This is a genomic window from Brucella sp., from assembly GCF_032066345.1.
Taxonomy (GTDB): Bacteria; Pseudomonadota; Alphaproteobacteria; order Rhizobiales; family Rhizobiaceae; genus Brucella; species Brucella pseudogrignonensis.
The window spans coordinates 54928-76944 of sequence record NZ_DAMBKZ010000002.1 but is presented as its reverse complement, the minus strand read 5'-3'; the positions used below and the strand labels follow the sequence as shown (position 1 = coordinate 76944).

Genomic DNA, 22017 nt, shown 5'->3' with positions numbered 1-22017 from the left:
GAGTTGGGTTTTGCGGAGCATCATTCGTCGTACTGCCCCGGCATTGCTTGTCTGCCTGACGCTGATCACCGGCTGTGCAAGCCGTCCGGATGGCGTTCTCGTTCCTATTGCTGCAAGTGTTCCCGGCGCATCCAAGGTCGATCTTCTGGTGGCAACTACGCGCGCGCCTTCCGGCAATCCAGGAACGCTATTTTCCGGCGAACGCGATCAGGATATCAGCCTGACGGAGATCATGGTCTCCATCCCGCCTGAAAAGAACCGCAAGGTCGGCGAAGTTCAATGGCCAAAGAAGCTGCCCGCCAATCCGCTCAAGGATTTTGCCACAGTTGAGGTCAAGGCGATCAATACCGAAACTGGTGCGCGTCAGTGGCTGCAGCACAGCCTGCCGAAATCTCGACGTGTGATGGTGTTCGTCCACGGGTTCAACAACACCTATGAGGATTCGGTCTATCGTTTCGCGCAGATCGTTCATGATTCAGGCGCCGAGGTTGCGCCGGTCATCTTCACATGGCCGTCGCGCGGCAGCGTGTTTGACTATAATTACGACAAAGAAAGCACGAATTATTCGCGCGATGCACTTGAAACGACTTTGCGTAAAATCGCCGAAGATCCGCGTGTAAAAGATATCACCGTCATGGCTCATTCCATGGGCAGTTGGTTGACGGTTGAAGCTCTGCGCCAGATGGCGATCCGCGACAAGCGTGTTAATCCGAAGATTAGCGATGTCATTCTCGCGTCCCCTGATCTCGACGTGGATGTGTTCAGCAAACAGTACCGCGCGATGGGCAAGGACCATCCGCGCTTCACGCTTTTCACGTCGCGCGACGATCGAGCCCTGCGCGCTTCCCGCTTCATCTCGGGTAATGTTGATCGCCTCGGACAAATCGACCCGTCGGTAGAGCCATATCGTTCTCAGCTTGAGACGGCGGGGATAACTGTCATCGATCTCACGCAGCTTAAAGCCGGAGACAGCCTCAATCATGGCAAGTTCGCAGCAAGCCCAGAGGTCGTGCAGTTGATAGGCCAGCGTCTCGTCACTGGCCAGACGATCACCGATTCCGATATCGGACTGGGTGAGCGTCTCGGTGCTGTGGCTCTTGGTACGGCGCAAGGTGTTGGCAGTGCTGCATCGCTGGTTGTCAGTGCGCCGATTGCCGTCTTCGATCCAAACACTCGCCGCACCTATAATGAGCAGATCGACAGGTTTGGCAGAACAGTGGGCGGTACGGTCAGCGGTGCAGTTGGTAACTAAGCGCGGGCTCTTTCATATATTCACTAGCAAATGCGCTGTTGTCATATTTGAGGGCGCGCTGTAGGACTGCGACAAAATCTGGTTGTTGGCAGGGAGACCCTCATGCAGATCATCCATACGATTGAAGACTTGCGGTTTTCGCTTGGCGCAGCCCGCAAGAGCGGTAAATCTATCGGCCTCGTGCCAACGATGGGCTATCTGCACAAAGGGCATCTCGAACTTGTTCGCCGCTCGCGCGAGGACAATGACGTCACCGTCGTTTCGATCTTCGTCAATCCGCTGCAATTTGGTACCAATGAAGACCTCGACAAATATCCGCGTGATCTGGAACGCGATGCAAATCTACTCCGCAATGCGGATGTCGATTTCCTCTTCGCGCCCGCCGTATCGGATATGTATCCGCGCCCGATGCAGACAGTGGTTGATGTGCCAGCACTTGGTAACCAGATGGAAGGCGAGGCGCGTCCCGGTCATTTTGCGGGTGTCGCGACCGTTGTAAGCAAGCTTTTCAACATCGTTGGGTCTGACGCCGCTTACTTCGGCGAGAAGGATTTCCAGCAGCTCGTCATCATCCGCCGCATGGTGGACGATATGGCTATCCCGGTGCGGGTCGTTGGTGTTGAGACGGTGCGTGAGGACGATGGGCTCGCTTGTTCATCGCGCAATGTTTATCTGACAGCTGAGCAGCGCGCCGCGGCAATCATCGTGCCAAAAGCGCTGGATGAAGCCGAGCGACTTTACCGTTCGGGCGTAGATGATCCTGAAGCATTGGAAGTAGCTATTCGAGCATTTATTGCGTCAGAACCATTGGCGGCGGTGGAAGTGTTGGCGCTTCGCGATCCGCAGACGCTAGAGCGCCTTGAGACTGTTCAGGGGAGGCCGCTTCTCGTCGCGCTATTTGTACGGTTTGGAAACACAAAGCTGCTCGATAATCGCGTGATTGCACTTGCCGCACAGGAAAAGGCAGCCTGATATGAGCGTCACCGTTAAAAAGAAGCGCCTTTCGCCGAAAGCAGTTCAAGCAATGAAGGGCGAGCGCCCGATTGTCAGCCTCACGGCCTATACGACGCCGATTGCCCGGCTGCTCGATCCGCATTGCGATCTTCTTCTGGTGGGCGATTCCGTTGGCATGGTCCTTTACGGCATGGATTCGACGCTTGCCGTTACGCTCGATATGATGATCGCGCATGGACAGGCAGTGATGCGCGGTGTTGAACATGCCTGTGTAACGGTCGACCTGCCATTTGGCACCTATCAGGAATCGAAGGAACAAGCCTTCCGCAACGCGGCCCGCATCATGCAGGAAACCGGCTGTGACGGTGTGAAGCTTGAAGGCGGCGAGGAAATGGCTGAGACGGTTGAATTCCTCGTCAAGCGTGGCATTCCGGTCTTCGGTCATGTCGGGCTGATGCCGCAGCAGGTGAATACGGTTGGCGGTTTCCGCTCACTTGGTCGTGATGATGAAGAGGCCAACCGCATCCGCCGTGATGCGCGGGCCATTGCAGAAGCTGGTGCGTTCGCGCTGGTCATTGAAGGCACGGTTGAGCCATTGGCGCGCGAAATCACGCAGACCCTGTCAATTCCGACGATTGGCATCGGTGCATCGCCTGCCTGTGACGGTCAGATTCTTGTTTCAGATGACATGCTCGGGCTGTTTCAGGACTTTACGCCGCGTTTCGTCAAACGCTTCACGGAGCTTGCACCGCAAGTGTCGGATGCTGCCAAAGCCTATGCGGACGAAGTGCGTGCCCGATCATTTCCTGGGGCGGAGCATGTTTTTGGCGTAAAGAAGTAACTAAGCTTACGGTCTGACTGCTTTCAAAAATAGATCCTGAACGCCGCGAACCATTTCATCGCGCTCTGTGATGTTTGAGCGGATGATAAAATCATCAACAGCGCCATGCAGCGCATGAAACAGCAGCGTTGCCAGCAAGCGTGTGTTTTCAATTGACCAAGCACCCGCTGTCATACCTTCGCTCAGCAGCTGATCAAGCCGTATGATTGCTGGGTTTTCCTGCATCACATGGCGCATAGGCGGGTGAAAGTCATGAAAAACCAGATCATGCAGTCGATAATTATCGAGATAGCTCGCAATGCCTGTGCTGGCCCAGACTGTGAGACGAGTGTTCCAGTCATTGGCTGGAACACTATTCATTGCGTTATCAAGCCGCTCGCAATAGAAGGCAATGAAGCGCTCGCGTAATGCCACAAGGATATCGTCCTTGCTGCGAAAATGCAGGTAGAATGTGCCCTTGGCGACATCAGCCTTGCGTACAATCTCATCGACGCTGGTAGCCGCGAAACCTTTTTCAAGAAAGATCGTTTCAGCAGCCGACATAAGCTCGCTGCGGCGGATTTCCGCCGGTTTGGTGCGGGGCTTGGTCTTGGCTGCTGGCAAATCCTTTACTCCGGTTTTCAGGCTGCTTCCAGTTTTGCGCGGATTGCAGCTTTGTCAAAAGCAAGTTGGTTGGGTCGAACAACCCGCTCATCAAGCCAGTGCAGGGCGGCATCGATATTTGAGAACGTACCAGCTGGCACGCGGAACAACTTTTCCGCATCCATGCGGCTTGCTTCCTCATACACGGATTCAGGCACAATGCTAATCATGCCCATGACCTGATGGCGGATGCGTTCGGCATTCTGTTGAAACCATTGCTTGATTTCACGCGCTGCACCGTCTGGATGCTGAAGTGCATCCGTGTCGAGAAACCGCCGGATCGCAATGAAGGGCTTTCCTTCATCCAGCCATGCGTTCCAGCTATCGAAGAATGCGCGCAGCTCTTCAATGGTTGATGGGCCTTTGGCAAGCGTGACGATATAGGGCCACTGTTCGGTATCGTGAAACATAGAATCTCGCTTTTGCTGCGGCCTTCGAGTGTCGGTTCAAGCGGCATCCAGAAATTTGTGTTGCACGTCTGGAGGCAGCTGAACCCGGCCGCAAGCACTCATGTCTCGTGGTTATTGGGGCTGACAACCTGAAAGACTTGCACGCACACATTAGCCGGTCTCTCAGGTCGCCAATTTCACTGACTGATAGTCAGTCATTTATAATTTGCATGAAAATATGAATAAAGCAATCATGTTTTTTAAAAGAAGCTGATGCGAGCAGCTGGCAGAGAAGGCGGCCCCGTAAAATCCAAATGAAAGGCCTGCCCGCAGTTCTCAGGCAGGCCTCCCGGGTTTTAGATCACTGGTCGCAAACGTTACTCTGCCAATAGCGATAAAGCGCTTCCACATCGCCATTTGTCAGCGTCTGCATCGCGCCTTTCAGTTGATGGTCAGTCCAGTCCCACCATTGCATTTCCAGAAGCATATTGACGCTGTTCTCATCGAAACGCGGGCGGATGGTGCGGGCAGGGTTGCCGCCAACAATCGCGTAGGGTTCAACATCACGCGTCACCAGTGCGCGCGTGCCAATAATTGAGCCATGGCCGATTTTTACACCCGGCATGATGATCGCTTCAGAGCCAATCCAGACATCATTGCCGATGACCGTATCGCCCGATGGAGCATAACCATTCGCGCTGCCAGTGAATATATCCACTTCTGACATGAAGAAGAATGGGAAGGTGCTGATCCAGTCGTGTCGGTGGCCCTGATTGCCCGCCAAGATGAAGGCTGCACCTGATCCGATTGAGCAGAAGCTGCCAATGATCAGCTTGTCGGCACCTTCATCGGGCAGGAGAAAGCGGGCGCAGTCGTCGAAGCTGTGGCCATGATAATAGCCGGAATAATAGCTGTAGCGCCCGACGACGATGTTTGGATTTGTGACCTGTTTGTCGAGAGTGATGCCCCTGAATGGGCTTTCAAAGTAATTTTTCATGAGAATACTCACTGCATGAGTGCCAGTCTCAAGCGCATCCCGAAAAATGGGAACCGGTTTTCGGAATAGGATGCGCGTGAAACGAAAGGCTCGGCATTTATCCGCCTGCAAATATGCAAACGAAAACCCCGCAAGAAACCAGAGGTTTGCTTGCGTTCATGCTCCTGGTGATTGAGTGCTCAAATCACGGGAGCGCGATGCAGGGGGTACTCGAACATTTTATCATGGTGACAAGCATAGCGCCCATCACGGCGAAAGCCAAGCAGGCAACGAATTAGTTCAGCTTCTCCAGGTTCTTTTCAAAGAAAGTTGCGATTTCAGCATTCATGCGCTGGTGAAGTGCAGTTCTCACGATGCCGGGATTATCAATGCAGAACCCGGCAACGAGCTTTGTAAGTTCTTCCGAGCATGGTGCAAGGAAGGTGAAGTGCCCGGCCTTTTCAATGACTTGCAACTGTGCCTTTGGCAGTTCAGGCGCAAGCGCGACGGCATTTTCTTGCGGCGATAATTCTCCATCCTGATCACCCACATAGATGAGTGTCGGTGCTGTGACTGACTTGAGAGTCTCGGCCCCGAAGATAACGCTCAGTGGTGCCATCAGGACATAAGCGCTGATGCGCGGGTCGGCTTGTGGGGTGAGGTCAGGACGGTCAGTTCTGATCTTACCCTCTGCCTCGCAGACGCTATGATCATCTGGTCGTTTTGCGCAGTAAGCTTCAAATCGTGACAGGTCCGGCTTTGCCCCTGCAAGGATCAGCCCCGTGGTTCCGCCCGCCGAAAAACCGACAAAGCCGATACGGTTCTTGTCGATATGCGGCGCAAGGGCTGCATCGTCCAGCGCTGTGGAAAGGGCTGCTGAAATCTGCATCGGGCGGCCATAGGTCGAACTGACGGCACCCAATCGGCTTGGGTCTTTAAAGTTGTCGCCGGGATGGGTCACACTCACAACGATGTAGCCATTGCGGGCAAGCGATGCGCCCAGATCGTGATGTCCCCACATGCTGCCCATATTGCCATGCGACAGCAGGATCAGAGGAAAGCGGCCTTCTGCCATCGGTGCAGTGGGTGACGCCTGCACCTGATAAGGCCCAATTTTCGTAGCTTCCGTCTTTGCTGCACTGGGATAGAAGACGACTGCTTCCATGGGACGGCTATCGACCGGATCGACAACGGCAAGTTTCTTGAGACCGCTGCCATTGAAATTCTCGGCATTCGCCACGGATACGAGGCATAAAATCGCGGTGACGAGGGCGAATAATCTCAGAAGCATTTCAAAGCACTCCCAATGGCAAATGACACGTAGTCTGTAAATTCGAATTATAAATAACAAAAAGGGAGGCATGAGCCTCCCTTTCTATCTTTATGCTGCACGTTTTACTTTTCAACGAAAGCTTTTTCGATCACGAAATGACCGGCTTCGCTCTGGCTTCCTTCTTCCAGGCCGAGACCTTCCAGAATGACGCGCATATCGGCCAGCATTTCCGGGCTGCCACAAAGCATCATGCGGTCGTCTTGCTCGGAGAATTTCGGAAGGCCGAGATCTTCAAAAATCTTGCCGGAGGTGATGAGATCAGTGAGGCGACCCTTGTTGCGGAATTCTTCACGCGTCACGGTTGGGTAATAGATCAGCTTTTCACGCACCATTTCGCCGAGGAATTCGTCTTCCGGCAATTCCTTGGTGATCAGATCAGCATAGGCCAGTTCGTTCACTTCGCGCACGCCGTGCACGAGGATGATTTTCTTATAGCGCTCATAGGCTTCGAGATCGCGGATGATCGACAGGAACGGCGCAAGGCCCGTACCGGTTGAAAGCAGCCACAGGTTGTCACCTGGAATGAGATTGTCATAAAGCAACGTGCCGACCGGCTTTTTGCCGACGATCAGCTTGTCGCCTTCTTTAAGATGCTGCAGGCGCGAGGTCAGTGGACCATCCTGCACCTTGATTGAGAAAAATTCGAGCTGTTCATCATAGACGCTGGAAGCAATCGAATAAGCGCGCAGCAGTGGTTTGCCGTTCACTTCAAGGCCGATCATGATGAACTGGCCGCTCTGGAAGCGGAGGCCTTGATCGCGCGTGGTGCGGAATGAAAACAGCCTGTCGGTCCAGTGGTGAACGTCAAGAACGGTTTCCTGATAAAAATTGCTGCTCATTGTCGGAACTGTCTCTGTTTCGCTTTTCACGGTATTCGCTTCGAATGAAGCAAACGTCTTTCATCGCAATCAAGGGGATCGCGTCTGGCTGCCTTCAGGGTGGCTTCCGCGGAGGTCGTGATTTGCCGGTATGCTGCACCATGCCCGGCCGACGATTACGGAAATCGGAATAATGCTTCTATGTCCCGACATCAAGAGTTAATCAGGTTGAATGCGTCGCGCAATTAAATCGAATCCAAACGCAGTCTCAAGGAATGCTGTTCCAATCGTGAATACTTCCGAAGCATGGTATGCTCCGGAAGCGGCATTTTCGGTTTCAGCGCATGTCTCGGAAAAGTGGGAACCTGTTTTCCGATAACGACATGCGTGAAAAGGAGAAGATAGAGCGAGCATAAAGGGTTCAATTAACAGCGACCCGCTCTATTTTGAACTGCGAACCAGTGCTATCGCTGCAAAGAGCGCAATGCTCGACATGGCTGCAAAGCCGATAAACAGCCAGAGGGCGGCATTCGATATGCCCGCAAAGCCACCGGGGTTGCTAAGCCCCGCCAGATTGGCAATCATCCCTGCAAGCGCTGCACCCATAGCTGTGGTGAAAAGCTGTACCGTAGTCAGGGATGCCGAAGCCAGATTCTGGTCCGCAGCTTCCGCACGTTTGAAAACGCGGGTGAGCAGATGCGGCCATGTCATGCCGACGCCAAAGCCTATGATTGCCATGGCAAGGCAGATTGGCAGCAGGCTGGTCCAATGTCCGTCGCTGCCTGGCGGAACCAGAATTGCAAGTGTTACCATGCCTGCAATTCCCATGATGGGCGCTGCAAGGATAACCCGGTTAACGCTTTTGCCCGTTACGCCGGATGAGCCGATAGAGCCAAGTGTCCAGCTGCCGCCCATGAGTGCGGCAAGATAACCGGCAACAAGCGGCGACTGATTGTGCAGAACCTGGAAAAACAGCGGCACGAAGACTTCCGAACTCGTGACGGATCCTCCGAGAAAACCCATTGTGAGGTAAAGCGCGCCAAGGCGGTTTAGGCTGAATGTGCCTTTAGGCAGAATCCGCTTTGTCGACTTATGCTCGACCATAACAAGCAGCATAAGCACGGCAAATGCGATGGCTACACCTGCAATATTCCAGACGGCACTTGGTGAAATGCTTGCGGCTGAAATGATCAGAACAGCCGTCGTCAACAAGATCAGCTGCGGCCATGCAAGCCGATCTTTGTTTTCACTGTCGCCCGCGCATTTTGGCAGGATGAGTGTCGCCATGAGGGCAAAAATGCCAATCACCGGAACCAGCGACCAGAAGGCGGCACGCCAGACACCGAGTTCTGCAAAGATACCGCCAATTGCCGGGCCAACGAGTGTTGCCACACCCCACATGCCGGAAACCAGCGCAATGGCGCGTGGCCAGAGCGGTTCGTCAAAGACGATTCGGATCATGGCATAGGAGAGCGCCAGCATCATACCGCCGCCAAGGCCCTGCACGACACGGCCTGCAAGCATGGCTGGCATAGAAGGCGCAAGGCCGCAGGCCAAGGTTCCTGCCGCAAAAATCACCGCTGCAACCAGGTAGGCATTGCGTGGGCCTGCCTGAGACAGAAGTTTCGGGACAAGCGCTGAGCCAAGAATAGACGCTGTAACGAACAGCGCAGTGTTCCAGGCATAATAATCCATGCCGCCAATATCGGCGACCACGGTTGGCAATATGGTTGTGGCAATGAAAACATTGATGGCGTGAAGCGCTACGCCACCGACGAGCGTTAGCGAACGGATCGCATTCTTTCCCGCGAACAATTCTCCCCAGCCTGCGGTAGCCCCTGCTGTTACAGTGGCGGCTGGATTTTCGGTCTGCATTTCTTTCCCTGGTCCTATCCCGCATTTCAGAGGCGGGTTAATGCCCGCTGTCCGCACGCGTTGGCGACCTTATAAAATGCTTTTTCAAACTTCGGAATGGGGCGTGAAGTAAAACAACGCCAATAAAAATCAAAAGGGGTTCAATTTAAGATGAAAAGCCCTATATGAAGCACAGAATTCAAAATCCGCCGCTGCGTTGGAGAAATTTTTCTCAAAACGTCTGTGGCGGATTTGTGTTTCTGTCACAAGGTTCCTATAAGCCTCTCCAAAGCGGCTTTTATAGTGCATCCCGAAAAGTGTGAAACGGTTTTCGGATAAGATGCGCGCCAGAGCAAATAACGTGCCCGCCAGCCAGCTGGACAGGCCATCTCCCCTAACTGACGACCCGGAACGACCATGATCCAGACGCCTTATTATCTGATCGACAAGACCAAGTTGAAGCGCAACATGGAAAAAGTTGCCTATGTGCGCGAGAAGTCCGGCGCGAAAGCCCTGCTGGCGCTCAAGTGCTTTGCTACATGGTCGGTGTTTGATCTGATGAGCGAATATATGGATGGTACGACGTCGTCCTCGCTCAATGAAGTGCGTCTTGGCCATGAGCGATTTGGCGGCGAAACCCATGCCTATAGCGTGGCCTATGCCGATCATGAGATCGACGAAGTCATCAGCCATGCCGACAAGATCATCTTCAATTCGATTGGCCAGCTCGAACGCTTTGCCGACAAGGCGGCGCATATCAAGCGCGGTCTGCGTCTTAATCCGGGCATTTCGTCTTCAAGCTTTGACCTAGCCGATCCGGCGCGTCCCTTCAGCCGCCTTGGCGAATGGGATGTGACAAAGGTCGAAAAGGTCATGGACCGCGTCACTGGCTTCATGATCCATAACAATTGCGAAAACTCCGATTTCGGTCTTTTCGACAAGATGCTGACCGACATCGAAGAAAAGTTCGGCTCGCTTCTTGATCGCGTTGAATGGGTTAGCCTTGGCGGCGGAATCCACTTCACCGGCGACGATTATCCGGTCGATGATTTCTGCGCGCGCCTGAAGGCGTTCTCGGAAAAGTTCGGCGTACAGGTTTATCTGGAGCCGGGCGAAGCCTCGATCACCAAGACCACGACGCTGGAAGTGACGGTTCTCGATACGCTTTATAACGGCAAGAACCTCGCAATCGTAGATAGCTCGATTGAAGCGCATATGCTCGATCTGCTCATCTATCGCGAAAAAGCGAAAATGGCGCCAAACAATGGCGAGCACAGCTACATGATTTGCGGTAAGTCCTGCCTTGCTGGCGATATTTTCGGCGAGTTCACTTTCGATAAGCCGATTGCCATTGGCGACCGCCTCTCATTTGAAGATGCGGCCGGTTATACCATGGTCAAAAAGAACTGGTTTAATGGCGTGAAAATGCCAGCCATTGCCGTGCGCGAACTTGATGGCACGGTCAAATTAGTCCGCGAATTTGATTATGCGGATTTTGAAGGGTCGCTTTCTTAAAGATCCTTTTGCGGTCCTCAGACTGCAAAAAACTCATGTGTTCCGGGTGAGAAGGCAATCGGGACGGTTAACAGATGGCGGGTAACCGCTGGAAGAGGAAGCATCGACAGAAAATGAAGAAGAACGTTCTCATTATCGGCGCCGGGGGCGTGGCACAGGTTGTTGCACATAAATGTGCGCAAAACTCTGACATATTGGGCGATATCCATATTGCGTCCCGCACGGTTGAGAAATGCCGCAAGATTATCGATAGCGTGCATGAAAAGAAGAGCCTCAAGACTGAGGTGAAACTGGAAGCGCATGCTTTGGACGCGCTGGATATTGAAGCCACCAAGGCTCTGATCCAGAAGACAGGCGTTCAGATCGTCATCAATGTCGGCTCGGCCTTCCTCAATATGTCGGTCCTTCGCGCCTGTATCGATACGGGTGTGGCTTACATGGACACGGCGATCCATGAAGATCCGAAGAAGATCTGCGAAACCCCACCGTGGTATGGCAACTACGAATGGAAGAACTTGCAGGAATGCGAAGAGAAAGGCATCACCGCCATTCTCGGCATCGGCTTTGATCCAGGCGTGGTCAATGCCTATGCACGTCTGGCTGCTGACGATTATCTCGATGAAGTCAAATCCATCGACATTGTTGACATCAATGCCGGTTCGCATGGCCGCTGGTTCTCGACCAACTTCGACCCTGAAATCAACTTCCGCGAATTCACCGGCACGGTCTATTCGTGGCAAGGCGGTCAGTGGCAGTCGAACAAGATGTTCGAAGTCGGCCAGACATTCGATCTGCCTGTCGTCGGCCCAAGCAAGGCCTATATGACCGGCCATGATGAAGTGCACTCGCTGTCCAAGAACTACCCGAACGCCGATGTGCGTTTCTGGATGGGCTTTGGCGATCACTACATCAATGTTTTCACGGTGTTGAACAATCTCGGCCTTCTGTCCGAACAGCCGGTCAAGACCGCTGAAGGTCTGGAAGTCGTGCCGCTCAAGGTGGTCAAGGCCGTTCTGCCTGATCCATCGTCGCTTGCACCGGATTACACCGGCAAGACCTGCATTGGCGATTTCGTCAAGGGCACCAAGGACGGCAAAGAGAAGGAAGTCTTCATTTATAACGTTGCCGACCATAAGGAAGCCTATAACGAAGTGGGTAGCCAAGGCATTTCCTACACCGCTGGTGTTCCGCCGGTTGCAGCCGCAATCCTGATCGCTTCGGGCGAATGGGATGTGAAGAAGATGGTCAATGTGGAAGAGCTTAATCCAAAGCCTTTCCTCCATATTCTGAACCAGATCGGTCTGCCATCGCGCATTAAAGACGAAGACGGCGACCGCGCACTCGACTTCGCGTAAGCTTGAATACAATGATAAAAGAAAACCCCGCTTTAGCGGGGTTTTTTGTTTGTCGGACAAGCGGTGCGAGGTGATTGAGATTTTTGTGATGACGAGACGAAAATGGTGTTTCTCGAGAACCGGAGCGGAATGTACTTAAAGCTACATGAGCACCGGAAGTGAAGAGAAGCGCCATTTGCAGTCCGTCAGCGCGTAAATATCAGTCGTCTCGGGGCCATGTGTCGGAAAGTCGATAACCGCCCGGAAAAGGATCACTCGGATCAAGCATAAGCTGCGAAGTCCCCGTCACCCAAGCACGACCCGAAATGATCGGGCTGATGGCGGGCTTGCCCGTAAGGTCTACAGCCTTATCAAGTCGACAATGGAATTCCGTTCCAAGTACAGATTTGCCGATAAATCTTTCACCGACTTTCATCTGGCCCTTAGCGTGCAATACGGCCATGCGCGCTGAACAGCCAGTGCCAGTTGGCGAACGGTCGAGCTTGGCCGGGCGGATCGCCACGGTGTTGACGCCGGTGAGTACGTCGCCATCGCGTGTCACTGGTTCAGTGATCTGGCAGAATGAAATGTGGTTCCAGTCTTTCTCAGGATGGCGGAAACCGAGTTGTTCATTGGCGGCTTTGGTGATCTTAACGCCGATCTCGGCCAGTTCACGCGCCTGACCCGGCTCAATCTTCATGCCGATATGCGTCGCATCGACAATGACAAAACTGTCACCGCCATAAGCAGTATCGACGGTAATTGTGCCAAGTCCTTCAACCTCCAATGAAGCATCCAGACGATCTGCAAAGGACGGCACGTTGCGGACACTGATGCGCTCGGCCTTGCCGTTGCGACATTCCGCCTCCACTTCAATGATTCCGCCGGGCGCTTCCAACACCATGCGGGTTATCGGTTCCTGCATCGGGATGATGCCGCCATCCAGCAGAACAGTGGAGACGCAGATCGAGTTGGAACCAGACATTGGCGGGGTATCCGCGGGCTCCATGATGATGAACCCCATCTGCGCGCGCGGATCTTTGGGTGGGACCAGCAGATTGATATGGCGAAACACGCCGCCACGCGGCTCGTTCAACACGAAGTTGCGCAAGGTCTCGTCGCTGGCAATGAAACGCGACTGCTCCCACACGGTATCGCCAGGAGGAGGAGCCACGCCACCGACAATAACATCACCGACTTCACCTTCTGCGTGACAACCAACAATGTGGATGACTTTGGTACTACGCATGGCTTTCCTCGCAAATTCGCATCGCCACTATTGGTAAATCACGCGGCGTCGCGGTCAACTGAAATACGGACGGAAAAATGCCGTTTTGCGACATGTTGGAAATCGATTTCCACGCATGTCAGCAGTTGAGAATTTACTTCCCAAGATGTGTTGCTTCTTTGTGCAAGTCTGATATCCATTGTGCTCTAATTTTGTGCAAATCGATGCGCAGCCCGCTTGGCTCCGGATCAATTTCTGGAACATACACAACGTTCCCAATAGAAGTTGAATAATCCGAAAAGTTGGGGCGAAGTCGCTTTTAGCGATGAACGCTCTTAGCCGGCATGGGGCGATCGATATTCGTATCACGATGCTAAATTCCTCAGATTGACATGGTCTCTGACGTCATGGCGCGTGTTCTGGCTATGGATTGTCTGGCGGATTGACGGCCCCGGACAGTTCGGGGGAGTAACTTGTGACCAATACAGTTGATGCGGGCTTTCGCGAGCCACAATTGAACAGCGTACAGCGCTGGACCCGGGAAATGTCGACAGCCCTTAAACTGGGCTGGCCGCTGATTCTAACCAATCTTTCGCAAGCGGCATTGACGGCAACTGATGTGATTTTCATCGGGCGACTGGGCAAGGATACGCTTGCCTCGGCGCTGCTTGCGACCAGTTTTTATCATACACTGATGATCTTCTCGATGGGCCTTGTCTCGGCTGTCATGCCGATGATTGCCATCGCGCTCGGCAAGAATCGGCATTCGGTGCGCGATGTTCGCCGTACCGTGCGTCAGGGCATGTGGTCAGCGATCATCATCTCGGTCCCAATCTGGATTGTGCTCTGGCATTGCGAGGAGATTTTCCTCTTCCTCGGTCAGCAGCCGGATATTGCGGCACGCTCAACGGATTTCATGCACACGCTGCAATGGGCGCTGTTGCCATATCTCTTCTACATAGTGCTGCGCTCTTTCTTTGCGGCGATGGAAAAGCCGATGTGGACGCTATTGATTGCGGCTGCTGCCATCGGGTTCAACGCGCTGGCGGGCTGGACATTGATTTTCGGCCATTTTGGCTTCCCGCGTATGGAACTGCATGGTGCGGGTATCGCCACCACGCTGTCGAGCATCATGATGTTCCTTGGCATGGCCATTATCACCGTGCGCCATCACCGTTTCCGCCGCTATCGCTTGTTCGGTCGCTTTTGGCGTCCGGATTGGCCACGCCTGATTGAGCTATGGCGCATCGGTTTTCCGATGGCGCTGACCTTCGTATTTGAAACCTCGATCTTTTACGCAGCCGTCGTCATGATGGGCTATATCGGGCCGACAGCCATGGCAGCCCATGCGGTTGCCATTCAGGTGGCATCGCTCAGCTTCATGGTGCCGCTTGGATTTGGTCAGGTAGCAACCGTGCGTGTTGGTCGTGCTTATGGTCGTGGTGATCCGCAGGCCGTGGCCTATGCAGGTTGGAGCGCCTATGCGCTTGGCGTCGGCTTTATGGCGATCATGGGCCTGCTGATGATTCTCATCCCGCGCCTGTTTATCGGCGTATTTCTCAACCTTAAGGACCCGGAAAACTTCGCCGTTATCGAACTCGCGGTCACGTTCCTGGCGCTTGCTGCACTGTTTCAGATTGTCGATGGCGCGCAAGCGGTTGCAGCGGGCATGTTGCGTGGTCTGCGTGACACGCGTGTTCCGATGTATCTGGCGCTGGTCGGATATTGGGGTGTGGGCCTGCCGTTGGGCGCGCTGCTGGCATTCCAGTTCAAGCTTGGCGGTGCGGGTGTCTGGCTTGGTCTGGCAGCAGGGCTTGCTATTGTTTCGGTGCTGATGACCATGCGCTGGCGTCGATCGCTCAAGCGCATAGGTGCAGTTTAAGGACTGAACCTTAGCCTATTATATTATTCCTTAAACTTGAATCAGTTTAGGGTAAAATTATGATGTAAATATAACGTGTTAGAGCACCCCGCGCCCAAAAGGACGCACGGTGCTCTAGTGCGCATCAAGGGTGCAAAAAAAACCGTACGGTGGAAGCCGTACGGCGTGATCTTTGATGCTGCGGATATCGTTATGTATCCGCTAAAATCAAATGCCCCCTATTATTTCGTAAGTGCAATAATACGGTCGAGCGCTGCACCATAGCCTTTCAATGAAATTTTGAAAGCGACAGCCTGGCTTGGGCTGAGTGCAGTCGCGCTGACGTTCAAACTTGTGCCAGCCTTGAGCGAGGCGACCTGCTTGGCATCAAAACTAACTGGCGCCAGACAGCCCTGCGGCAAGCACGTTGAAAAAGTCAAATGCGGGCCATCAACTTCGTCGATCTTGAGAGTGGAACCTTTTGCGAGATCAAGGCCAAATGGCATCAGAATGACACCTTCGACTTTGCCGCCGTTCACATTGCGCAACTCGACCGTCAGGACGCGCTGACCGGTCTGCGTACTGCTTTGATCCTGGCGGACGGCGCAAACTGTGTTGTCTTTTGCAGACTGGCAGGAAACTGTCCAATCCTCATAGGTTTCCTGCAAAGTGCTGGCCCCACCAGGGAGAGGTGCAGCAATAGCGGGAAGGCTCGAGATTACGGCAAAGCCTATTGTGAGACCGATTTGGCGATAGATTTTCATAAATAGATTCTCTGTTAATGGGCATTTTTTAAAAGGTTTTAACTCGAAATCAAACCTTTCCGATGCCAGTGTACATGACGTTAATTCTTTTACAATAGAAATATATTTGCAGAATAATAAATATAAGTAAATTATGAAATATGAATTATCTAAAAACATTAATTAATATATACTGGTGAATACTTAATTCATCGGGAGTGATGGTTTTTTATGAATACGGTGTGAGCATCAATGTAATTGGTGAATCTCAATATTTTAAAATCAATGCCATTAATTTATAGGCACCGAGTCGTATGTAGCAACATATAGGGTGTAATATTTTTGATAAAAATTGCTATATTTCAATGTAATTCTAAATAGTGTTTAAATTAACACACAATATTCGATAATTTTTAAATTGTAAAAGTTGCAATTGAGATTGTTGAGTTTTCTATTCTATCAGTCATTTGCATTAATTAACTTAAATTTGCTGGAGGTATTTTCAAAATGACTATTAAGGGATTTCTTCTCGGGTCAGTGGCAACTATCGCGGTGGGAACTGCTGCTGCAAATGCAGCTGATGCCGTTGTGGCTCCCGAGCCAGAACATGTAGAATATGTACGCGTATGCGATGCTTATGGAGCAGGCTACTTCTACATCCCGGGAACTGAGACTTGCCTGCGCGTATCTGGTTATGTCCGCTATGATCTGACCGGCGGTGATGATGTTTACGGTCGCGGATTTACAGATCGTGACGGTGCTGCGATTGGTGGCAAAGACTACGAGCGTAAGACCTGGGATAATAAAGCTCGCTTCACGCTGCGCCTTTCGACTGCTTCTGAAACCGAGCTCGGCACTCTCAAGACCTATGCTGAAACGCGATATGATTGGGGTAATGGCACGCCCGGTACGTCCGGTGAACTGCGTTACGGCTATATCGAGCTTGGAGGTCTCCGCGTAGGTCTCGACGAATCTGCATTCGTCACCTTTCCGGGCTATCTCGGCAATGTCATCAACGACGACGTCATCCTTGCAGGTGGCTATCGCACAGGTTTGATCAGCTACACATTCAATGCTGGTAACGGCTTCTCGGCAATTCTGTCGCTTGAACAGGGCAACAACGTCGATACCGATGGCAAGTATGGTTATAATGGCGCCATCAAGGATTATACGCCTCATGTCGTTGGCGGCCTGAAGTATGAGCAGGGTTGGGGTAAGATTGCTGCAGTCGCAGCTTATGACGCCCGCAATGAAGAATGGGCTGGCAAGGTTCGCGCTGACTTAAACATCACCGATCAGTTCTCGATCTGGGCTATGGGCGGATATAAGTCCAACAAGGACCAGTACATGAACGTAACAGATGGTTCGGGTAATGTTCTCGGTCAGGTTCGTGCGATCAGCAGCTTCTACGGTACTTGGGGTGGTGATTGGGCCGTTTGGGGCGGTGCATCCTTCAAGGCAACCGAACAGGCAACCCTCAATGCGCAGGCTGCATATGATGGCAGCAGCACATTTGCAGCAACCGCAAATGTTGCCTACGAGCTGGTTCCTGGCTTTACTGTTACACCAGAAGTTTCCTACACCAAGTGGCAGGATGACAAGTCTTACCTGAAAGGCAAGGATGCTTGGCAGGGTATGGTTCGCTTCCAGCGCTCGTTCTAATACAAAGTATGGCCGCCACATATTGTGGTGGCCATACTTATTTTTGAATTAACACATTAATACTTATCTGTTCTCATATATTTATGAAAAATACATGTGATTTTGAATTTAATATTCGATCAACTACATCACGAGATGCCATTGGATAGCGTAGAAGGACTGCGCTGTTTTAAATTCTGATCTCCAGTCGGAAAATGGCTGCGGCGGGCTTAACTATAATGTTAGGCCCGCCGCTTTTATTTGCGCTGTTATCGCGACAGCTTCATATGACGATTGACGTCCTTGTAAAGCAGATAGCGGAATTTGCCTGGCCCGCCAGCATAGCAAGCCTGCGGGCAGAAGGCGCGCAGCCACATGAAATCGCCCGCTTCTACTTCCACCCAATCTTGATTGAGGCGATAGACGGCTTTGCCTTCCAGCACATAAAGCCCGTGTTCCATGACATGGGTTTCGGCGAAGGGAATGACGCCGCCCGGCTCGAATGTCACGACTGTCACATGCATGTCGTGGCGAAGATCATTCGGATCGATAAAGCGTGTTGTCGCCCATGCGCCATTGGTGTCAGGCATCGGCGTTGGTGCAATGGTCTTCTCGTTGAGGAAAAGCGGCTCCGGCACGTCAAGGCCCTCGACCTTTTCATAAGCCTTGCGCACCCAATGGAAGCGCGCGACGGCGCTTGAATTGTTGCGAAGCGTCCAGCCGCTCTTTGGCGGCAGATAGGCATAGCCGCCTTCGGTCAGCACATGGTCTTTGCCTGAAAGCGTGACGGTGATTTCGCCTTCGACAACGAACAACACACCCTGTGCGCCGTCATCAAGCTCTGTGCGGTCACTGCCGCCGCCGGGCTGCACTTCCATAATATACTGCGAGAAAGTCTCGGCAAAACCCGATAGTGGGCGGGCGATGATCCATAGCCGTGTCTTGTCCCAGAAGGGCAGGAAGCTTGTGACGATATCGCTGAATGTGCCTTTTGGAATAACCGCATAGGCTTCGGTGAACATCGCGCGATCAGTCAGAATTTGCGTCTGTGGCGGCAGGCCACCGGTCGGTGCGTAATAATTACGGCTCATTGTTGCCTCTGATCAATACAGTGTTTCGGGAAGAATATCTTTGAGCCGCAGCAGCGCGATGCGCTCGACCTGTTCGGACGCTGTTTCAAGCTCCGCTTGTTTGCTGTTTTCGACGCGCCGTTTGAAAGCATCGAGAATCTCATGGCGGTTGCGGCCCTTGACCGCGATGATGAACGGGAAGCCGAACTTATTGGTATAGGCGTCGTTGAGTTCGGTGAATGTCTTGCGTTCATCATCCGTCAGAGCATCAAGACCGGCAGATGCCTGCTCAGATGTGGATTCTGGTGTAAGGCGTTTGGCCGCCGCAAGCTTTCCTGCAAGATCGGGATGGGCACGCAACACACCGAGCTTTTCATCGTCTGATGCAGCGCGGAATGCCCGGACCAGAACCGTATGAAGACCGGATGCAGAATCGGCCAGTTCCGTCAGGCCGGTGTCGTAGGCGCGTTCGGCAATCCATGGCGAGTGCTCGAAAATCCCGCCATAGCGTGCAACAAAATCCGCCTTGCTGGCCTTGGATGGCACAACATCGATTTGTTTCGGTTTGTGATGTTCGTGCCAGTGACGCGCAATATCGACGCGCTTGGCAACCCACACCTTGTCATGGCTCTGTACGTAATCAAGGAAGCGTTCAAGTGCTGCCACACGACCTGGACGCCCGACCAGACGGCAATGCAGGCCAATCGACATCATCTTTGGCGCGCCTTCTGCACCCTCGCGATAAAGCACGTCGAATGTGTCTTTGAGGTAGGTGTAGAACTGATCGCCGGAGTTAAAGCCCTGTGGCGTGGCAAAGCGCATGTCATTGGTGTCGAGCGTATAAGGCACGATCAGATGCGGACCCTTTGGCCCCTTAACCCAATAAGGCAGTTCATCGGCATAGGAATCGGCTGAATAGAGGAAACCGCCTTCCTCCATCACCAGCTTCAGCGTGTTATCCGAAGGTTTGCCCTGATAGATGCCGAGTGGGCGCGAGCCGGTAATCTCCGTGTGCAGACGTACCGCTTCGCGAATATGTTCGCGTTCTACCTCTTCGGGTATATCCTTATATTCCCACCAGCGCAGGCCGTGGCTGGCGATTTCCCAATCCGCTTCCTTCATGGCGCTTATGGCTTCGGGATTGCGCTCCATGGCAAGGGTCACGCCATAGACGGTCACCGGCATGTTGCGTCGCGTAAACGCGCGCCACAAACGCCAGAAGCCCGAGCGGGCGCCATATTCGTAAATGGACTCCATATTGAGGTTGCGCTGGCCGTTCCATGCCTGCGCGCCGACGATTTCCGAAAGCAGGCATTCGGATGCCGGATCGCCATCGAGAATGCAGCTTTCGCCGCCTTCCTCATAATTGACGACAAACTGCACAGCGATATTTGCCCCGCCCGGCCATTGTGGGTCTGGAGTGTTGCGGCCATAGCCAACCAGATTGCGCGGATAACTCATATGGAATTCCCTCGGTTTTTGTCTGTTTTGCCTATGATAATAAAGATTTACGCGGACCATTCCCCCTCAAAATTTTGAAAGACATCCAACGATTATCATCTTTCCCAAGACAGGACTTAGGTAAATACTCACAATCGGGAACAAGTGTGGTTCGCAATGGCTTGAATGTCGCGCGAAATAAACCACATAAAAACAAGTGCTTGCAATGGTTCTAACGGTGATGTCGGAAGAATCGTGCAGGCGGCAGGAGTACAAATGGGAAGCCAAGCAAGCGGTCAGGGCCGGTTAACGACGCATGTCCTTGATACGGTCAGTGGTAAACCAGCCGCAAATCTGCGCATCGAATTACGCCGCATCGAGAATCAGCAGGCAGAGATTCTGCGCGAAATCCGCACCAATGCAGATGGTCGCTGTGATGCACCGCTGCTTGCAGGTGATGCGCTACATTCTGGTTCATATGAGTTGCTTTTCCATGTCGGCGAATATTTCGGCAAAAGTGATGATGCGATCCCGTTTCTGGATGTGGTGCCGCTACGCTTTGGTATTTCCGACGAAAAGGCGCATTATCATGTGCCGCTTCTGGTTTCGCCATTTTCTTATTCAACCTATCGCGGGAGCTGAGCGATATGGGTCAAGCAGTCAGACATAATATCCGCTTTCTGCTGAACGGCGAGACAGTTGAGCTCGACCGCGTTTCGCCGACAGAAACCTTGCTCGATTATCTGCGTCTTTCCTGCAAACTGCGCGGCAGCAAGGAAGGCTGCGGCGAGGGCGATTGTGGTGCTTGCACGGTGCTGGTCGGCAAGATTGTTGGTGACGAACTCGTCTATGAAAGCGTGAATGCCTGCATCCGCTTCGTGGGATCGCTGGACAGTTGTCATGTCGTCACCATCGAGCATCTGCGCGGTTCCGACGGTGGCCTGCATCCGGTACAAAAGGCGATGATCGATTTTCACGGCTCGCAATGCGGCTTCTGCACGCCGGGCTTCGTTATGTCGCTTTATGGTCTGTGGATGCGCAATCCAAAGCCTGCGGATGCTCAGATTGAAAAGGCGTTGCAAGGCAATCTTTGCCGCTGCACCGGCTACGAAGCGATCATGCGTGCAGCGCGTGTGATTTCTGACTACGGCACTTTGATGGACGATCCGCTTGCTGTTGAGCGTGCGCATGTCATCAGCCAGTTGACGGAATTGCGTGATGGCGCACGGGTTGAATTGGGTAGTGGTAAAGATCGTCTGGTCGTGCCTGCCAGTCTCGATGATTTTGCCACTGTTTATGCAGCCGAAGCCAAGGCGACAATCGTTGCCGGTTCAACCGATGTCGGCCTTTGGGTTACCAAGATGATGCGCGATATTTCGCCGGTGATCTTTATTGGGCATCTCAATGAACTGCGCACAATGAGCGAAGAAGATGGCGTCATCACCATTGGTGCAGGCGTCACCTATACGGAAGCCTTTTCGTTTTTGGCAAAGCGTATTCCAGCGCTGGGAAGCCTCATCAACCGCATTGGTGGAGAACAGGTACGCAATATGGGCACCATCGGCGGCAACATCGCCAATGGTTCGCCGATTGGCGACACGCCACCGCCATTGATCGCGCTTGATGCAAAGCTCACGCTCCGCAAGGGAACAGAGCGCCGCACCATTCCTCTGCAAGAGTTCTTCATCGCCTATGGCAAGCAGGATCGTCAGCACGGCGAGTTTGTGGAAGCCGTGCATGTGCCGGTGCCGCTTGAAGGCAGTCAGTTTGCCATTCACAAGATTTCCAAACGGTTTGAAGAGGATATCACGGCAACGCTCGGTGCCTTCCATCTGACGCTTGATATGCAAGGCAAAGTCGCATCCATCCGTATCGCCTATGGCGGTATGGCTGCAACGCCCAAGCGGGCATCCAATGTGGAAGCAGCGCTGGTGGGTAAACCTTGGAATGAGGAAAGTGTTGAAGCCGCACTCGAAGCCTATGGTCTCGACTATCAGCCTCTAAGCGATATGCGCGCTACAGCCGATTATCGTTTGCTGGTTGCGAAGAATTTGCTCCGCCGCTTCTATGCTGAAACGCAAGGTGAGAGCGAACCTTTGCGTAAGCCAAACGTTGAAGCTGCATAA

19 protein-coding genes are annotated in these 22017 nt (G+C 52.9%); 9 read left to right on the top strand and 10 right to left on the bottom strand.

Annotation, left to right across the window (positions count from 1 at the left end):
* Window positions 1-10 precede the first annotated feature (10 nt).
* From RT142_RS02905 to panB, 3 genes are all read left to right on the top strand, one after another.
* On the top strand, window positions 11-1252 hold the full coding sequence (locus RT142_RS02905; protein WP_007873537.1) for an alpha/beta hydrolase: 1242 nt from the start codon (window positions 11-13) through the stop codon (window positions 1250-1252).
* A 102-nt stretch (window positions 1253-1354) separates the two neighbouring features.
* Window positions 1355-2224, top strand: coding sequence for a pantoate--beta-alanine ligase (panC, locus tag RT142_RS02900; protein WP_113158909.1), 870 nt, complete (start codon window positions 1355-1357; stop codon window positions 2222-2224).
* Between the two features lies 1 nt (window position 2225).
* Complete coding sequence (panB, locus tag RT142_RS02895; RefSeq protein ID WP_313027222.1) at window positions 2226-3047, top strand: 3-methyl-2-oxobutanoate hydroxymethyltransferase; 822 nt, start codon at window positions 2226-2228, stop codon at window positions 3045-3047.
* A 6-nt stretch (window positions 3048-3053) separates the two neighbouring features.
* Here the strand turns inward: panB and RT142_RS02890 are convergent, their stop codons facing one another.
* The 6 genes from RT142_RS02890 to RT142_RS02865 form a co-directional block, all read right to left on the bottom strand.
* Window positions 3054-3650, bottom strand: a complete 597-nt coding sequence (locus RT142_RS02890) for a TetR/AcrR family transcriptional regulator (RefSeq protein WP_113495982.1) — start codon at window positions 3648-3650, stop codon at window positions 3054-3056.
* A 17-nt stretch (window positions 3651-3667) separates the two neighbouring features.
* The gene (locus RT142_RS02885; RefSeq protein ID WP_112808113.1) at window positions 3668-4099 is read right to left on the bottom strand and encodes a hypothetical protein; all 432 of its coding nucleotides are present in this window, start codon (window positions 4097-4099) and stop codon (window positions 3668-3670) included.
* 340 nt (window positions 4100-4439) lie between these two features.
* Window positions 4440-5075, bottom strand: a complete 636-nt coding sequence (catB, locus tag RT142_RS02880; protein ID WP_112808111.1) for a type B chloramphenicol O-acetyltransferase — start codon at window positions 5073-5075, stop codon at window positions 4440-4442.
* A 274-nt stretch (window positions 5076-5349) separates the two neighbouring features.
* The gene (locus RT142_RS02875) at window positions 5350-6345 is read right to left on the bottom strand and encodes an alpha/beta hydrolase family protein (protein ID WP_112808109.1); all 996 of its coding nucleotides are present in this window, start codon (window positions 6343-6345) and stop codon (window positions 5350-5352) included.
* A gap of 104 nt (window positions 6346-6449) precedes the next feature.
* On the bottom strand, window positions 6450-7226 hold the full coding sequence (locus RT142_RS02870; RefSeq protein ID WP_064320183.1) for a ferredoxin--NADP reductase: 777 nt from the start codon (window positions 7224-7226) through the stop codon (window positions 6450-6452).
* A gap of 420 nt (window positions 7227-7646) precedes the next feature.
* Window positions 7647-9080, bottom strand: a complete 1434-nt coding sequence (locus RT142_RS02865; RefSeq protein WP_313027215.1) for an MFS transporter — start codon at window positions 9078-9080, stop codon at window positions 7647-7649.
* Between the two features lie 396 nt (window positions 9081-9476).
* On the opposite strand from RT142_RS02865, the gene nspC reads away from it, so the two are divergent.
* Window positions 9477-10574: a carboxynorspermidine decarboxylase gene (gene nspC / locus RT142_RS02860; RefSeq protein WP_112808105.1), complete on the top strand. Its 1098-nt coding sequence runs from the start codon at window positions 9477-9479 to the stop codon at window positions 10572-10574.
* A 113-nt stretch (window positions 10575-10687) separates the two neighbouring features.
* Window positions 10688-11929 (top strand): saccharopine dehydrogenase family protein, encoded by a 1242-nt coding sequence (locus RT142_RS02855; RefSeq protein ID WP_007873548.1) that lies wholly within the window; start codon window positions 10688-10690, stop codon window positions 11927-11929.
* Between the two features lie 199 nt (window positions 11930-12128).
* Here the strand turns inward: RT142_RS02855 and RT142_RS02850 are convergent, their stop codons facing one another.
* Window positions 12129-13157, bottom strand: a complete 1029-nt coding sequence (locus tag RT142_RS02850; RefSeq protein ID WP_313027211.1) for a trans-3-hydroxy-L-proline dehydratase — start codon at window positions 13155-13157, stop codon at window positions 12129-12131.
* A 454-nt stretch (window positions 13158-13611) separates the two neighbouring features.
* Between RT142_RS02850 and RT142_RS02845 the strand changes: the two genes are divergently transcribed.
* Window positions 13612-15018 (top strand): MATE family efflux transporter, encoded by a 1407-nt coding sequence (locus RT142_RS02845; RefSeq protein WP_064320187.1) that lies wholly within the window; start codon window positions 13612-13614, stop codon window positions 15016-15018.
* A 221-nt stretch (window positions 15019-15239) separates the two neighbouring features.
* Here RT142_RS02845 and RT142_RS02840 read toward each other — a convergent pair whose 3' ends face one another.
* Window positions 15240-15761 (bottom strand): invasion associated locus B family protein, encoded by a 522-nt coding sequence (locus tag RT142_RS02840; RefSeq protein WP_112808101.1) that lies wholly within the window; start codon window positions 15759-15761, stop codon window positions 15240-15242.
* Window positions 15762-16247: 486 nt separating this feature from the next.
* Here RT142_RS02840 and RT142_RS02835 point away from each other — a divergent pair, with 486 nt between their 5' ends.
* Entirely contained in the window at window positions 16248-17402 is a 1155-nt protein-coding gene (locus RT142_RS02835) for a porin (protein ID WP_313027207.1), read from the top strand.
* A 248-nt stretch (window positions 17403-17650) separates the two neighbouring features.
* Here the strand turns inward: RT142_RS02835 and RT142_RS02830 are convergent, their stop codons facing one another.
* Window positions 17651-18472 carry a bifunctional allantoicase/(S)-ureidoglycine aminohydrolase gene (locus RT142_RS02830; protein WP_313027205.1) on the bottom strand — a complete coding sequence of 274 codons (822 nt, stop codon included), beginning with the start codon at window positions 18470-18472 and terminating at the stop codon, window positions 17651-17653.
* A gap of 12 nt (window positions 18473-18484) precedes the next feature.
* Window positions 18485-19912, bottom strand: coding sequence for an allantoinase PuuE (gene puuE, locus RT142_RS02825; protein WP_312469980.1), 1428 nt, complete (start codon window positions 19910-19912; stop codon window positions 18485-18487).
* A gap of 255 nt (window positions 19913-20167) precedes the next feature.
* Between puuE and uraH the strand changes: the two genes are divergently transcribed.
* On the top strand, window positions 20168-20533 hold the full coding sequence (uraH, locus tag RT142_RS02820) for a hydroxyisourate hydrolase (protein ID WP_113495975.1): 366 nt from the start codon (window positions 20168-20170) through the stop codon (window positions 20531-20533).
* Window positions 20534-20538: 5 nt separating this feature from the next.
* Window positions 20539-22017 carry a xanthine dehydrogenase small subunit gene (xdhA, locus tag RT142_RS02815; protein ID WP_313027199.1) on the top strand — a complete coding sequence of 493 codons (1479 nt, stop codon included), beginning with the start codon at window positions 20539-20541 and terminating at the stop codon, window positions 22015-22017.

Excerpts from the sequence above, each read along its gene's own strand:
- RT142_RS02840 (WP_112808101.1), bottom strand. The coding sequence starts at position 15,761 with ATGAAAATCTATCGCCAAATCGGTCTCACAATAGGCTTTGCCGTAATC.
- RT142_RS02865 (WP_313027215.1), bottom strand. The coding sequence starts at position 9,080 with ATGCAGACCGAAAATCCAGCCGCCACTGTAACAGCAGGGGCTACCGCA.
- RT142_RS02855 (WP_007873548.1), top strand. The coding sequence starts at position 10,688 with ATGAAGAAGAACGTTCTCATTATCGGCGCCGGGGGCGTGGCACAGGTT.
- puuE (WP_312469980.1), bottom strand. The coding sequence starts at position 19,912 with ATGAGTTATCCGCGCAATCTGGTTGGCTATGGCCGCAACACTCCAGAC.
- RT142_RS02835 (WP_313027207.1), top strand. The coding sequence starts at position 16,248 with ATGACTATTAAGGGATTTCTTCTCGGGTCAGTGGCAACTATCGCGGTG.
- RT142_RS02850 (WP_313027211.1), bottom strand. The coding sequence starts at position 13,157 with ATGCGTAGTACCAAAGTCATCCACATTGTTGGTTGTCACGCAGAAGGT.
- RT142_RS02870 (WP_064320183.1), bottom strand. The coding sequence starts at position 7,226 with ATGAGCAGCAATTTTTATCAGGAAACCGTTCTTGACGTTCACCACTGG.
- RT142_RS02875 (WP_112808109.1), bottom strand. The coding sequence starts at position 6,345 with ATGCTTCTGAGATTATTCGCCCTCGTCACCGCGATTTTATGCCTCGTA.
- uraH (WP_113495975.1), top strand. The coding sequence starts at position 20,168 with ATGGGAAGCCAAGCAAGCGGTCAGGGCCGGTTAACGACGCATGTCCTT.
- nspC (WP_112808105.1), top strand. The coding sequence starts at position 9,477 with ATGATCCAGACGCCTTATTATCTGATCGACAAGACCAAGTTGAAGCGC.
- RT142_RS02830 (WP_313027205.1), bottom strand. The coding sequence starts at position 18,472 with ATGAGCCGTAATTATTACGCACCGACCGGTGGCCTGCCGCCACAGACG.
- panC (WP_113158909.1), top strand. The coding sequence starts at position 1,355 with ATGCAGATCATCCATACGATTGAAGACTTGCGGTTTTCGCTTGGCGCA.
- panB (WP_313027222.1), top strand. The coding sequence starts at position 2,226 with ATGAGCGTCACCGTTAAAAAGAAGCGCCTTTCGCCGAAAGCAGTTCAA.
- xdhA (WP_313027199.1), top strand. The coding sequence starts at position 20,539 with ATGGGTCAAGCAGTCAGACATAATATCCGCTTTCTGCTGAACGGCGAG.
- catB (WP_112808111.1), bottom strand. The coding sequence starts at position 5,075 with ATGAAAAATTACTTTGAAAGCCCATTCAGGGGCATCACTCTCGACAAA.
- RT142_RS02885 (WP_112808113.1), bottom strand. The coding sequence starts at position 4,099 with ATGTTTCACGATACCGAACAGTGGCCCTATATCGTCACGCTTGCCAAA.